A 14,601-nucleotide genomic window follows, 5' to 3' on the forward strand; every position below is an offset into this window, starting at 1 on the left:
GACCGGCTCACCATGCCCGCTTCCCACCGCCTGCCCCGCCCCTTGCGCTCTCTCGCCGCCGGCGCCGGCGTCCTGGCGCTCGCCGCCCCGCTGACCGCCTGCGGCGGCACCGCGGGCGCCGACAGCGACGCCAAGGAACTCACCGTCTACAGCGCCGACGGCCTCAAGAGCGAAAAGGGCGACGGTTTCTACGACAAGGTCTTCAAGGACTTCCAGGCGCAGACCGGCATCAAGGTCAACCTCGTCGAAAGCGGCTCCGGCGCCGCCGTCCAGCGCCTCCAGCGCGAAAAGGCCAACACCAAGGCGGACGTCCTCGTCACCCTTCCGCCCTTCATCCAGCAGGCCGACGGAAAGAACCTCCTCGACACCTACCGCCCCAAGGGCTCGGAAAAGGTCCCCGCCAAGGACAAGGATCCCAACGGCAAATGGACGTCCATCGTCAACAACTACTTCTGCTTCATCTACAACAAGAAGGAACTGAAGCAGCCCCCCAAAACCTGGCAGGACCTGCTCGCCCCCACCTTCAAGAACAAAATCCAGTACTCCACCCCCGGCGTCGCCGGTGACGGCACCGCCGTCCTCATCAAGGCCATGCACGACCTCGGCGGCAAGCAACCCGCCCTCGACTACCTGAAGAAACTCCAGTCCAACAACGTCGGCCCCTCCTCCTCCACCGGCCAACTCGCCCCCAAAACCGACAAGGGCGAACTCCTCGTAGCCAACGGCGACGTCCAAATGAACTACGCCAACACCAAGTCCATGCCCAACCAAGGCATCTTCTTCCCCGCCCCCAAACCCGGCGCCAAACCCACCACCTTCGCCCTCCCCTACGCCGCCGCCCTGGTCAAGAACTCCCCCCACACCGAAAACGCCAAGAAGTTCCTGGACTTCCTCCTGAGCGAGGACGTACAAAAGCAGGTCTCCTCGGCAGGCGGCGGCTTCGCGGCCCGCACCGACATCAAGGCTGACGACGCCAACGCGAAGGCGCTGGCACACATCATGGCGGGCGTCGAAATCTTCGAGCCGGACTGGAAGGACATCGACGCCAACCTGAACACATACGTGAGCGCTTGGCGGGAGGCTACGGGGAGCTGAGCGCCGACTGCTGGGAGGGAGAGGAAGGCCGGGCGCGAACCCGGGGCTACCTACGAGAGGCGAGGCCCCTTTCGGGCCAGGTGCCTTCTAAGCACTTGGCCGAAGGCCCGAGTCCTGCCGGTGGGCTTCGTCTGTCCCCGTCTCCCTGGAGGAGTGTTTTCGGGTCAGGCAGGTAAGTCGCACGCAGGACAGCGCCGGACCATCCCTGGCTATCGCAGGGATGGTCCGGCGCTGTCCGATTCCTTGATCACTCGCGCCGAGCAGCTCCGACCCAAGTCACTCCGCCGACCTTACGCCGAGGGACGGATTCCGGTGCAGCCGCTATCGCGTTTTCTTTTGTCGTGAAGGTCCCGAGGAATCCGGCTCACAAAATGCGGACACTTGAAGAGACGCCACGAGTTCTCGGCAGAGCAGGGAACGCTCCTTTGATGGACAGCCGTCCATCATAGCTCGAATGTGGCGCACGATTATCACATCGCGAAAGAGTGAAAGGATAGGAGTCGATGAACGCAGAAGGACACCGAGAAGCAAACCGATAGTCAGCATCATCAGGTGTACCTCCCGCGAATCAACTCTCGGATATATTCTGCAGGGTTCTGTGGGATGTTGCACTTTGAAGGGTAAAGGCGCCGCACATGGGCTCGCCCTGATCCAAAGTAGATCGTATCGGCGTGCATGAAACCTGGTTCGGGGTTTACATCGAGACCCGGTGGCGGTGTCACCAGTCCACTTCTCAAGAGCTTCGATTTCACATACTGGGGATCTTCTCCGCAACACCACTCAATGACGACATCTTCGTAGCCGTGTGTATATGTATTGGCCCATCCGTGGGATGTTCCGGCCAGGTTGGCAATGGCAACTCTGCGCAGAATCCTGCTAAGTAGCCAATCTCGCTCAATGGCATTCCTTCTGCGCGAAGAGTCGCCCATGTTCCAGTATGTCAGTTCCTCTGCTTCCAATGCAGTCAGGTTTTTCTCTGACCGCCATAGTTGACGGACCTCCTGATCATCCTCTCCATTGTCGGTCCTGTCGCCAGGAGCCACGTCTTCAGGGAGTGTGGGCCGCCAGTCCGCCCTCTCGCTCATGAAGCGAATCCGTGCTTTTGTCCCGACCAGGCGGAGATCCAGGCCGCCCTCGGGAGGAAAGGAAGGGCGCATACCGGGAACTCCTTTAATGCCTCCGTGCGACGCTGAAAACCTGGGTAGGACTGCGGAGACGACCGCGTCGGCCATGTCAGGGTGGAGGTAGAAAACGGGGAATGACGGTAGGGGTACGAGACGAGTCATACCGAAGACAGCGCTGTCCAGTTGCACGTCCCTGAGTGCATTGGCCAGCACATGGACTACGAATGCCTCAAGGTGGCGCTGCTGTGCGCTCGACGCATCAGGAACCGGGAGAGCGGCCGAGATGAATCCCTGCTCCGCCCACTTTAGACAGTCTTCCTTCTGCCACCCAGTCGCATCCGCGCACAATTCGGCAACGCTCTTGGGGGAGTCGCCGCAGCGTTTCGGAAACGGGCGGCGGAGGGAGATGAATCCCTGTACGGCCCAACTGCGAGATGTCTTGTAGGGGGCGCCCGTAGCCTCCGAGTAAGCCTTGGCGGCCCGGCCGTGGTTGTCCCTCATGGACATACTCCACCCTCCTCCGTGCTGTTACCGGCCCCAGCGTTGAAAGAGAGTTCTGTACATCCATGGCGGTGCTACTGCACGCACGGGAACTACGGGAGAGTCCTTTGCCTCAACCAGGAAGACCGGTTCCCGGCTCTGAGGACATGCCGCCGTGACGACCCTCAAGAGGGTAGCGAGCAAGCTCGGACGCGGACAAGGCACCCCGCATAGGAGCCTGTGCGCTCGTGGGCTTGCAAGAGGAATCCGGCGAGGCTTCCGTTCTCACTCGCCCCCGCATCCGTGACCCCACCCCCACCCGTCCAACCCCCCGCCACCACCCCGCCCCCCTCAATTCACGCCACCCCCCTGGCTCCCCACCTCCGATCGCGAAAAGGTAACGGGTCTGGGCCAACGGCCGTGCGCGTCCAAGGGCGTTGGCCGCAGGCACCCGTTCGTACACGCGGAGACCGGCACGCATCCGCCCCAGCCGCCGCAGCTCTCCCCGTGTCCACCGCCCTCGCACCGGAGGAACGCCGAAATGACATCACCCTCCCCCCGCCTCACCCGCCGCCAACTCCTCGCCGCCGCCGCGGCCGGCACCGCGGGCGTCGCCCTCGCCGCCGGGCCGCTGGCGGGGATAGCCGCCGCTGCGCCCCGGACGCCCAAGGTGCTCGTCATCGGGCTCGACGGAGCCGGACTCCTCGACCGGATCAAGGACGCGGACGCGCCTCACCTCGACGCCCTCATGGCCGGTGGGGTCACCGCTCCCAGCAGCCTCTACACCAGCCCCATGGCCCGTACGGAGTCCGCGCCCGGCTGGTCGACGATCATCACGGGCGTGTGGCCGGACAAGCACGGCGTGAAGGACAACGGCTTCGCCGGGTCCAAGTACGGCGCCTACCCGGACTTCCTCACCCGCGTCGAGGCCGCCAGACCCGCCCTGAACACGTACGCCGTGTCATCCTGGGCCCCGATCACCGACCGGATCTTCTCCGCGAAGGTGGACGCGCGGGTCTCCACGCCCGGCGCCGAGTACGACACCGGCACCGCCGCCCGCGCCGTCGCGCAGCTCAGGGACCACGACCCGGACGCGCTCTTCCTCCAGCTCGACAACGTCGATCACGCGGGGCACTCCTCCGGGGCCGCCAGCCGCGCGTACCTGGACGCCATCCACGGCGTGGACGCGCAGGTCGGCGAGCTGCTCGCGGCGATCAAGGCCCGGCCGACCTACGACCGGGAGGACTGGCTGGTCCTGGTGACCGCCGATCACGGGCACACCGACGCGGGCGGGCACGGCGGGACGAGCTGGGCCGAGCGGCAGACGTTCGTCATCGCGTACGGGGGTGGGTTGCCGGCCGGTACGACGCGTCACGACGTGAAGATCGTGGACATCGTCCCCACCGCCCTCGCCCACCTGGGCGTGGCCATCGACCCGGCCTGGGGGCTGGACGGCCGGCCGCTCCAGCAGCCGGCCGGTGACGACTTCGACGCGCTGCGCCCCCAGCTCGCCCCGGCCGTCGACGAGACCGGCATCGGCGCGTCCGTCCTCGGCTTCACCCACACCCCGCCTCCGGGCTGGCGGGTGGACAACGCGCGGATGGGCGGCGGCGGGGTCACGGAGTGGCGCGGCTGGACCTTCACGACGGACGAGTTCTGGACGAAGACCGAACGCGGCCAGCAGCGCGAACTCAACGTGCGGGCGCGCGGCGTCTTCGCGGTGGCCGACGGGGACGAGTGGTCCGACAAGTCCGTCACCGGCGGCTTCGACTCCACGCTGATCAGCCCGGCCTGGCCGGTCACCGGCGGCACCACCGTCACGCTCGCCTTCACCTCCCACTACCGCCAGGAGGCGGCCCAGCGGGGCGAGGTGCTGGTCGCGTACGACGGCGGCGCTCCGACGGTCGTCAAGACGTACACCGCCGACGCGATCGCCGCCGTCGAGCGGATCGCGCTCAAGGTCCCGGCGGGGGCGCGCACCGCCGAGGTCCGTTTCCGGTACACCGCCGGGAACAACTGGTTCTGGGCGGTGGACGACGTCCGGATCGTCCGCCAGTGAGACGGTGACGAGGGCGGGGCGGCCCGTTACCCGGTCAGTCCCGATCGACCGGATACCGGCCGCCGCGCACCGAAAGCCGGACGGCGATGAGGCCGGGGCCATTGACGTGGGCATGAACACAACCAAGATCACGGATGGCTGATTAGGCTGGAGGCGTCGGCCGTACGTACGAGACACACGACACGCCTGTGGCGTGTGCGACGTAGGGAACGCGCCGGCGCCCCTGGCAAACACGCACGGCAGGAGTCCGGCAGTGGCAGAGCGCAAGCCGATCGAGTCATGGCTCACCGACATGGACGGGGTGCTGATGCACGAGGGCATCCCGGTCCCCGGGGCCGACACCTTCATCAAGCGCCTGCGCGAATCGGGCAAGCCCTTCCTCGTCCTGACCAACAACTCCATCTACACCCCGCGTGACCTGCAGGCACGGCTGTCCCGCATCGGCCTGGACGTGCCGACCGAGGCCATCTGGACCTCCGCGCTGGCCACCGCGCAGTTCCTGGACGACCAGCGGCCCGGCGGCACCGCCTACGTCATCGGCGAGGCGGGGCTGACCACCGCCCTGCACGACATCGGTTACGTTCTGACCGATCACGATCCGGATTACGTCGTTCTCGGCGAAACCCGGACGTACAGCTTCGAAGCGCTCACCAAGGCCATCCGGCTGATCAACAACGGCGCGCGCTTCATCGCCACCAACCCGGACGAGACCGGCCCCTCCGCGCAGGGCGCGCTGCCCGCCACCGGCTCGGTCGCCGCGCTGATCACCAAGGCCACCGGCGTGGACCCGTACTTCGTCGGCAAGCCCAACCCGCTGATGATGCGACACGGCCTGAACGTCATCGGCGCGCACTCCGAGACCTCCGCGATGATCGGCGACCGCATGGACACCGACGTGCTCGCCGGTCTGGAGGCGGGCATGGAGACCTTCCTCGTCCTGACCGGCCTGACCCGCCCGTCGGACATCGAACGGCACCCCTTCCGCCCGTCCCGCGTCGTGGACTCGATCGCGGATCTGGTGGATCTGGTGTAGTCATCTGGGCTTGGTGTTGTCATCTGGGTCTGGTGTAGTCGTCTGGGCCTGGTGCAGTCATATGGGGCTGGTGTAGCCACCGGTCCCTGCGGGCGCGCCGGGCGGAAACCGGGCATACGCCGACCCGGTGACGACGCCGAGACGGATCCCGCGCTCACCTGTACGGCGCAGCCGCCGCGCGGTCCCGGATGCGGGCGCCGCCCACCCGGCGGACCTTCGAAGGTGTTCGGAGGTGTCCGCCATGCACTCAGGAGGGCCGGCCGTCTGCGCCGCACTCGCGGCCTGCGCGCTGACGGCCACCCCCGCGCACGCCTACGGGCCCGCGCCGCCCGTACGGGCAGCGGTCCTGCGGGGTGGCGACGGACCCGTGCACGGGGACGGACCTCCGTACGGGAACAAACCTCCGTACGGGAACGGACCTCCGTACGCCGACAACGGACCTCCGTACGCCGACGCCAACGCCGCAGCCCGGCCCGGTGGATCTCCCGCCCCCTCGTCCCGCGCCCCGACCGGGACGGTGGCCGTCAGCCCGGCGGCCGTGGCCCCCGGCGGACGGGTGACCCTGCGGGTCACGCGCTGCCCGGGCGAGCCGGGGACAGCGGTGTCCGACGCGTTCGCCGGGGGAGCGGGGAGACCTGGGGGACCCGTGGAAGCTGGGAAACCCAGGAAAGCTGGGGAACCCGGGGAAGCCGGGGAACCCAGGAAAGCCGGGGAAACCGGGAACGTGACGGTGGGGAAGTCGGCCACCCCAACCACCGCGAAGACCGGCCGGCCGCCCGAGATCCCGCTCGCCGGCTCCGCCGCGGGTCCGGTCGGCGACGCCCAAGTCGGCCGGGCGGCTCCGCCGGGCCTGCACCGCGTCACCGTCCGGTGCGCCCACACGGGTACGCGCGCCACGGGCACCGTCAAGGTCACCCCCGCCACCCCGGCCGTCCCGGTACGGGCCGACGAAGGCCCCCCGGACGGCAGCGGCGAACTCGACCGCCCGGCGGCGGTAGGCCTGGTGCTGATGGGCGGCGCCGGACTGGCGCTCGCCGGCGGGCTCCTCCGTCTGCTGCGCCGGCACCGCACGCAGCCGAGAGACCGATAAGCGAGGGACGGATAAGCGAGGGACCAATAAGCGAGAGACCGATAAGCGAGGGGCCGATAAGGAATTAAGAAAAACCCTGACCCGCCGCCACGACGCCCCCGCCTCGACCGTGCCCGGTCGGCGACCCGCTCCCCCCTGGACCGCCGACCGGTCGGTCCTCGACCGCCGGCGTACCGGGCTGCGGGAGGGGCCCTACCACCGGCGGGAGGCGTTATATACGCGTTCCGTACCGTGGCCGGGGGCTGGGGCCAGTGCCCCTCACTGTAGGACGCCGGGGCGCCTTCGGATAGAGGGCTTGACGGGTGGCTGTAACGGCTTGTCGACACGGCGACCTCGGTCCGCGAGCCTGTGTCAGGATGGATCGACCGGTTTTGTCGCATGCTCCGAGGGGGGAGTGGATGTACGGCAGTCACACCGGCCAGAGGCGGAGGGTGTTCGGGGCGGCATCGGTGGTGGCGGCACTGCTGATGCTGACCGGGTGCTTCTCCTCGCCCGGCGACAGCAAGCCCGAGGACGAGGCCCCGCCCACACCACGCCAGCAGCCCAAGGCGATGGCCCCGTTCTGGGTCAACCCGGACGGCAAGGCGGCCCGGCAGGTCGCCACGTTCGGCAAGGACGGCAAGACCTCCGACGCCGACCTGTTGCGGAAGATCTCCGAGCAGCCCGTCGCCGAATGGATCGGCGTGGAGGACCCACGAGGAGAGGCGCGCGGATTCACCGAGGCGGCGGCGAAGGCCGACCGCGAGGCGCTGCTGGTGCTCTACAACATCCCGCACCGCGACTGCGGCAACTACTCCAAGGGCGGCGCGGCCGACGGCAACGCGTACCGCGCCTGGCTGGACGGCGTGATCGAGGGCATCGGCGACCGCGCCACCACGGTGATCCTGGAGCCGGACGCGCTGCCGCACATCGAGGACAAGTGCACTCCGCAGCAGTTCCACGAGGAGCGGTACGCGCTCCTGACGGAGGCGGTGGACAAGCTGAAGAAACTGCCGCGCACCAAAGTCTACTTGGACGCGGGCAACCCGCACTGGATCAAAGACCCGGGCCGCATGGTCGAGCCGTTGAAGCGGGCGGGCATCGACCGCGCGGACGGCTTCGCGCTGAACATCTCCAACTACCAGACGACAGAAGAGAACAAGAAGTACGGCAAGCAGTTGTCCGCGATGGTCGGCGGCAAGCACTTCGTGATCGACACCAGTCGCAACGGCAACGGCCCGGCGCCCGGTGGCGACGACCCGGAGAACTGGTGCAACCCACCCGGCCGCGCCCTCGGCACCCCGCCCACGGTCAAGACCGGCGACCCGCTGGTGGACGCGTACCTGTGGATCAAGCGCCCGGGGGAGTCGGACGGTACGTGCAAGGGCGGCCCGAAAGCGGGCGAATGGTGGCCGAAGTACGCCTTGGAGTTGGCGCGCAACGCCCAATAAGGGCAACCGTCGGCCGGAAGCGAAACCAAATCCGCCAGCCGAAAGCAAAACCAGAACGTCGACCGGAAGCGAAAGCGAAATCAAAAGCACCGGCCGGGAGCGAAAACAAAGCTCGGCTCGCCACCGAACCGCCACACACAACGAACAAGGCCGGGTGACGCGGACTCCGTCACCCGGCCTTCACCTCGCCCCAGCGCCGCAGGCTCACCCGATCGCCCCGCCCCCCGGCCTTTCCCGGGCGCCACCTCACCCCGTCACCCGGCCTCCACCTCACCCGGTCAACCCTCCGACCGGCATTCACCCCCTCCGACCGGCATTCAACCGCCCCGCCTGCCGCATCAGATGCTCACGCTCGGCCAGATTGGCCGCCTTCTGGGCCGCCTCCGCATACAGCCGGGCCGCCCTCGCCGAATCCCCGTCCCGCTCATGGAGGTACGCCGCAACCGCGGTGTAGCGCGGCAGCGAGGCGTCCAGCTCCGCCAATTCCGCCAGTCCGGCGCGCGGTCCGTCCGCCTCGCCGACGGCGACCGCGCGGTTGAGCCGGACGACGGGGCTGTCGGTCAGCCGCGTGAGCTCGTCGTACCACTCGACGATCTGCACCCAGTCGGTCTCCCCGGCGGTGGGCGCGTCGGCGTGCAGCGCCGCGATGGCGGCCTGGGCCTGGAACTCGCCCAGCCGGTCGCGGGCGAGGGCCGCCTGAAGGATGGCGACGCCCTCGGCGATCGCCGAGGTGTCCCACCGGCCGCGGTCCTGCTCGGCGAGCGGTACCAGGCTGCCGTCGGGCGCGGTCCGGGCGGCCCGCCGGGCGTGGTGGAGCAGCATGAGGGCGAGCAGGCCCGCCACCTCGGGGTGGTCGACCCGGGCCGCGAGCTGCCGGGTGAGCCGGATGGCCTCGGCGGCGAGGTCGACGTCGCCGGAGTAGCCCTCGTTGAAGACGAGGTAGAGGACGCGCAGCACGGTCGCGACATCCCCGGGCCGGTCGAACCGGACCTTGGACACCGTCCGCTTCGCCCGGCTGATCCTCTGCGCCATGGTCGCCTCGGGCACCAGATAGGCCCGGGCGATCTGGCGGGTGGTCAGCCCGCCCACCGCCCGCAGCGTGAGCGCGACGGCGGACGACGGGGTCAGCGACGGGTGGGCGCACAGGAAGTAGAGCTGGAGCGTGTCGTCCACCGCGGGCGCGGGCCCGGGCGCCGGCTCCTCCTCGACGAGGCCCTCGCGCCGGCGGCGGGCCGCGTCCGCCCGGGCCGCGTCGAGGAACTTGCGCCAGGCCACGGTGACCAGCCAGCCCTTGAGGTCCCGCGGTTGGCCGGTGGACGAGTGGCGGACCGCCTCGACCAGCGCCTCCTGCACCGCGTCCTCGGCCGCCGCGAAGTCGGCTCCGCGGCGGACGAGGATGGCGAGCACGTTCGGAGTGAGGCTCCGGATCAGGGCCTCGTCCATCAGAGAGGTCACTCCGTGATGGTGGGCGGTGTGGTCAGGAACGGGCGGACCTCAAGCCACTCGTGGATCGGCTTCCCGCCGGCGCCCGGGGCGGCGGACAGTTCCCCGGCCAGTTCGACGGCGCGCTCGTGGCTGTCGACGTCGATCACCATCCACCCGGCGATGAGGTCCTTCGTCTCGGCGAACGGGCCGTCGGTGACCGGCGGGCGCCCCTCGCCGTCGTACCGGACCCAGGACCCCTCGGGGGCGAGCGCCTGGGCGTCGACGAACTCGCCGGTCTTCTCCAGCCGGTCCGCGAAGTCCTGCATGTACTGCATGTGGGCCGAGATCTCCTCGGGCTTCCACTGCTCCATCGGCACGTTGTTGACCGGGTCAGGGGCGCCTCGGTAGTGCTTGAGCAGCAGGTACTTGGCCATGGTGTTCTCCTCGCTGATGCGGCCGTGCGGCCGTGCGTCCACGCGACCCCTTGTGGTCGCGTCCGGGGCGGGGACGGAGCCGGCCGCCGATTCTCGACATCGCCGGCCGCGTCATTTTCGGCCCCGCGGACGAGCCCCGCCCAGCCCCCGTCACCCATCCGCCCCGGTCACTCACCCGCCCCCGTCACTCACCCGCGCCCGCCGCCACCGGCACCTTCAGCCACACCGCCTCCGAAGGCGTCCCCTGGTCGTCCACGGCGGTCAGCATGTACCAGCCGGGGGGCACCAGCGACGGGTCCTTCGGCAGGGTGATCGTCACGCCGTCCTTGGCCTGCGTCACCGTGAAGTCCAAGGCGATCGAACGCTGTTCCACATTGGTCACGTGCGTGAACGAACCGGGCCGGATCAGCCGCATCTTCTTGATCGACGTGGCGTGCTCGGTCTTGTACGTGGCCTTGCCGCCCAGACGTACGGTCTTCCGCGCCCCGACGAGCACCGGGCGCGAGTCGTGGAAGAGGTACGGCGGCGTGTAGAGGTCGATCTGCTGCTCGAAGGTGCCCGGCTTGGTGTTGGCCTTGTCGCCGAAGAGGGAGTCCGAGCCGAAGGTCATGACCCGGCCGTCCGGCAGCAGCAGCGCCCCGGAGTGGTAGTTGCGGCCGACCAGGGGTTCGGCGACCTCGCGTGAGGTGTTGGTCCGCGGGTCGTACAACTCGGCCCGCAGGACGTTGCTGTCGCCGCGTCCCCGGTAGTCGCCGGAACCGTTCGTCGTCAGCACCGTGTCGTCCGGCATGATCACGCTGCTCGGGTAGCGGACCTTCTGGTAGAGGTCCGGTCCGTCCTTGAAACGCGGCCGGGGGTCGTGCAGGTCCACGATGCGGGTCTTGGCGGTGGCCTTGGGGTCCTCGCCGACCCCGCCGCCGCCCAGGACCATGTACCGCTGGTCCTGCGCCGGGGGCAGCAGGACGGACATCGAGGTCTCCAGGATGTCCGGGTCGCTCATCCCGGGGACGACCTGGAACTTGTTGGACTTCAGGTCCCAGATGCCGGGGGTGCGGCCGACGTCGGCGGGCCCGTACCCGGCGTTGGAACCGGTGTAGAAGATGCGGCCCTTGTCGGTCAGGAAGAGGGCCGGATAGGTCGGGAAGAAGCGCTGCTTGGGCAGGTACTTCCACTTCTTGGTCTTCGGGTCGTAGATCTCGTTCTTGCCCGGGACGACCTGCCCGATCTCGTCCAGCCCGGAGACCGACAGCACCTTGCCGTCCTCCAGGGTGGTCAGGGTCGGGTACCAGCGGGCCTCGTTCATCGGGTCGACCGGGATGTACCGCTCGGCCACCGGATCGAACTCGAAGCTGTCCTTGATGCCCTGGAAGTCCTTCTTGTCGAAGGAGAGCTTCTGCGCGATGCCGTAGAAGTTCCGCGCGTCGGTGCCCTTCAGGCCCTGGATGCGGTAGTTGTCCTGGGCACCGGTGGAGTACTTGGGGCCGTCCTTGAGCGCCTCGACGTACACCCGGGCCTCGCTGTGCGTGACGGTGACCTTGCCCGTCTTCGGATCGGCCCGCTTCTTGGCGCGCGGCACCACGATCGGGTCCTTGGACTCGAAGGTCTTGCCGTTCTCCTTGCCCGTGAACAGCGTCCCGGCCGGGAACGTCTTCGGCCCGTCCGGGTCCTCGTTGTAGACGATCATCAGGCCGCCGGCCTTCTTCACGTCCCCGCCGAGCTTCTCGTACCGCTGCGTGCCACCGGCCACCAGCAGCTTCCCGTCCGGGAGCTGGGTGTGGCCGGCGCAGAACAGGTCCTTGGGCGTGGGGATGTTCTTGAAGGTGTTCGCCTTCGGGTCCCACAGGACGGTGCGGAAGGTCTTCGCCCGGAACATGGCGGCGTTGTTGCCCGAACCGGCGACGAGCAGCACCTTGCCGGTGTGCAGCAGCGCGGCGTGGATGGTGTTGATCCGGTACTCGTCCGGAACGTCGACCACGTCCCAGTGGCCGTTGCGCGCTTTGTACTCGGGTCGGTTGATCTTGTACTGGTGGTACTTCTCCGAGGCGAAACCGAACAGCGCAGGACCGTTCATGCCGGCCAGCGCGAGCACCACCGCACTGCCGATCGCCAGTCTGCGGGTGCGACGGCTCGGACGGTATTTCATGACGAACGTCCCCCAAGGGCGATCTGCGCGGCACGGTCGGCTGCGGCGCGGTCGGAGAGGTCACGGGCACCCCGGCGGCCGGCGCCGCCCGCCGCCGCGTCGGGCCCGGCGGCGGAGCGCGCGGCGGTACGGCCGGCCGCCGTGCGGTCGGTGGCGGCCCAGCTCGGCCGCGACGTGCCGCCCGTCTCGCCCGCGATCACCGGCTCGTCCGGCCCGCCATCCGCCCCGGGCCCGCCGCCGTCCCGCCGGCGCTTCTCCTCACGCAGCGTCCAGCGCCAGGCGGCGATCGGCGAGGCGGTGATGAGCAGCGCCAGCGAGGCCCAGGTGATCATCGCGGGGTGGCTGTGCCCGAGGACGAACGACGCCGCCAGCGAGCCGCCGAAGACCAGGATGAAGAACAGGTGCACCCGGAACGTCCCGAAAAGCGTGTCCGGGCTGGAGGAGTCGCCCTTCGGCGTCACCACGAACTTGCTCTTGCGCCGCAGCGCCGCGTCGAACAGCGAGCGCGCGTAGATCGGCGCGGACAGCGCCGACATCACCATCCCGGCCACCCCGCCGGAGCCCTCCGGCTCGTGCGGCGAGACGTTGTGCCGCCGGTTCCACACGTACAGGCCGATCTGGAGCGCCGAGGCGTTGCCGTAGAGCATCATCCACACCGCCGGGTCGATCTGCACGCCGGAGGCGCCCAGGCCCAGGAACAACGCGCAGCTCAGCGCCGCGAGGATCCAGTTCAGGGCGGACATCGGGTAGAAGATGACCATCATGGTGTAGTTGAAGAACCGTCCCGGCGGAAGCGTGAACGGCGCCTTCCAGAACTGCTTGAGGATCGTCTCGTACGTCCCGCGCGACCAGCGCAGCTGCTGGGTGAAGAAGTCCGTCCACGCGGTCGGCCCCTCCCCGACGGCGAGCACGTCGGGGGTGTAGACCGAGCGCCATTTGCGTCCGGTGTCGGGGTTTCTGTGCCGGTGCATCTCGAACCCGGTCGCCATGTCCTCGGTGATCGAGTCGTACAGCCCGCCGATCTGCTTCAGCGCCTTGATCCGCACGGCGTTGGAGGTGCCGACGAACATGGGCGCGCCGTAGCGGTTCCCGGCCCGCTGGATCAGCGCGTGGAAGAGGAACTGCTGCGACTCGGCGGCCTTGGTGACGAACGTGTCGTAGTTGCCGTAGACCTGCGGTCCGATGACGAAGCCCACGTCCGGGTCGCGGAAGAAGCCGAGCATCCGCTCCAGGTAGTTGGGCAGCGGCACGTGGTCGGTGTCCACGGACGCGAAGTAGTCGTACGCGTCCCCGTGCGCCTGGAGCCAGGCGTTGTAGTTGCCGTGCTTGGTCTTCGCGCGGTGCGGGCCCTTCTTCCGGTTCCACTCCGGCACGCCCTTGCGGGTGAAGTGGTGGACGCCGAGCCGCCGGCAGACCTCCTTAACGGCCGGGTCGTCGCCCTCGTCCAGCAGCCAGACGTGCAGCAGGCCGCGGTGGCGCACCCTGACCGCGGCCTCCAGCGTCTTCGTCACCATCTCCAGCGGCTCCTTGCCGGGCACGAAGGAGGTGAGGAAGGCGACGCGGGTGCCGGTCTCCGGGACGACCGGGACGGGGTCGCGGGCGACGAGCGTGGCGTGCGCGTTGGAGAGCACGTTCATCGTGCGGAAGAACTCGATCAGCCCGATCGACACCAGCATGATCACGTCGAGCACCAGCAGGGTGTCCGACGCGTGGTCCCGCTTCGTCCAGTGCGCCGGCTGCATCAGCCAGGCCAGCAGGCCCAGCGAGACCAGCGGCGCGGCGCCGAGCAGCAGCGCCGCCCGGACGCGGTGCGGCTCGTCGGCGAGCAGGCTGCGGTAGCGGACCTTGTAGGGCCGCCGCGGGTCCGGCTGGGTGAGTGGTCCGGCGAGCCGGCTGTAGTGCTCGTAGTCGTAGCGGGGCAGCGGCTGGGTGCGCCGCTCCCGCCGCTGCCAGTGCTGCCGCGGCACGCGCAGGCGTGTCGTGGTCCGGTCGTACGGATGTTGCTGCCGGGCGCCAGTAGGCGGCGACGTCATGAGTCATCCCCCCGCACGCAAATGCTGGCTGCGTGTCCGTCATGGCCCGAGCCATGCGGTCCCCCTCGACCGGCCCGGGCGCAATCGTGTCGGCCGCCCGTGCCCTCAGGGCGAGGGACGACCGCTTCCTCTCCTGCGGTTCCCGCCTTCCTCACCGGGCGCCGAGGGTCCCCACCCCCCACGCGGCGCTACCGTCAAGTGGCTGAACTAACGCAGGACCAGGCCCTGTTGGGCTCCGGTCCCCCGTCAGGTTCC

At 69.0% G+C, this 14,601-nt stretch carries 10 protein-coding genes; 5 read left to right on the plus strand and 5 right to left on the minus strand.

All coding sequences use genetic code 11. From position 1 onward, the window contains the following. Positions 1–12: 12 nt before the first annotated feature. Positions 13–1,095: a 2-aminoethylphosphonate ABC transporter substrate-binding protein gene (locus ABZX96_RS13375; protein WP_355542673.1), complete on the plus strand. Its 1,083-nt coding sequence runs from the start codon at positions 13–15 to the stop codon at positions 1,093–1,095. A 548-nt stretch (positions 1,096–1,643) separates the two neighbouring features. Here the strand turns inward: ABZX96_RS13375 and ABZX96_RS13380 are convergent. Beyond that, complete coding sequence (locus ABZX96_RS13380) at positions 1,644–2,720, minus strand: hypothetical protein (RefSeq protein ID WP_355542676.1); 1,077 nt, start codon at positions 2,718–2,720, stop codon at positions 1,644–1,646. A gap of 520 nt (positions 2,721–3,240) precedes the next feature. Here ABZX96_RS13380 and ABZX96_RS13385 point away from each other — a divergent pair. The 4 genes from ABZX96_RS13385 (at position 3,241) to ABZX96_RS13400 (ending at position 8,311) form a co-directional block, all read left to right on the plus strand. Continuing rightward, positions 3,241–4,758 (plus strand): alkaline phosphatase family protein, encoded by a 1,518-nt coding sequence (locus tag ABZX96_RS13385; RefSeq protein WP_355542679.1) that lies wholly within the window; start codon positions 3,241–3,243, stop codon positions 4,756–4,758. Positions 4,759–5,011: 253 nt separating this feature from the next. Continuing rightward, entirely contained in the window at positions 5,012–5,791 is a 780-nt protein-coding gene (locus ABZX96_RS13390) for an HAD-IIA family hydrolase (protein WP_355542682.1), read from the plus strand. Between the two features lie 724 nt (positions 5,792–6,515). Then, positions 6,516–6,881 carry a hypothetical protein gene (locus tag ABZX96_RS13395; protein WP_355542685.1) on the plus strand — a complete coding sequence of 122 codons (366 nt, stop codon included), beginning with the start codon at positions 6,516–6,518 and terminating at the stop codon, positions 6,879–6,881. Positions 6,882–7,279: 398 nt separating this feature from the next. Beyond that, on the plus strand, positions 7,280–8,311 hold the full coding sequence (locus ABZX96_RS13400) for a glycoside hydrolase family 6 protein (protein WP_355542688.1): 1,032 nt from the start codon (positions 7,280–7,282) through the stop codon (positions 8,309–8,311). 297 nt (positions 8,312–8,608) lie between these two features. Here ABZX96_RS13400 and ABZX96_RS13405 read toward each other — a convergent pair whose 3' ends face one another. The 4 genes from ABZX96_RS13405 to ABZX96_RS13420 all read right to left on the minus strand — a co-directional run bounded on the left by ABZX96_RS13405 (position 8,609) and on the right by ABZX96_RS13420 (position 14,346). Continuing rightward, positions 8,609–9,754, minus strand: coding sequence for a DUF6596 domain-containing protein (locus ABZX96_RS13405; protein WP_355542874.1), 1,146 nt, complete (start codon positions 9,752–9,754; stop codon positions 8,609–8,611). Between the two features lie 8 nt (positions 9,755–9,762). Further along, positions 9,763–10,170, minus strand: coding sequence for a YciI family protein (locus ABZX96_RS13410; RefSeq protein ID WP_355542876.1), 408 nt, complete (start codon positions 10,168–10,170; stop codon positions 9,763–9,765). Positions 10,171–10,354: 184 nt separating this feature from the next. Beyond that, positions 10,355–12,313, minus strand: a complete 1,959-nt coding sequence (locus ABZX96_RS13415) for a kelch motif-containing protein (protein WP_355542691.1) — start codon at positions 12,311–12,313, stop codon at positions 10,355–10,357. After that, complete coding sequence (locus ABZX96_RS13420) at positions 12,310–14,346, minus strand: cellulose synthase catalytic subunit (RefSeq protein WP_355542694.1); 2,037 nt, start codon at positions 14,344–14,346, stop codon at positions 12,310–12,312. The genes ABZX96_RS13415 and ABZX96_RS13420 overlap by 4 nt, the downstream gene beginning before the upstream one ends. Between the last annotated feature and the right edge of the window lie 255 nt (positions 14,347–14,601).

The organism is Streptomyces sp. NPDC003077 (assembly GCF_040611095.1).
GTDB lineage: Bacteria > Actinomycetota > Actinomycetes > Streptomycetales > Streptomycetaceae > Streptomyces.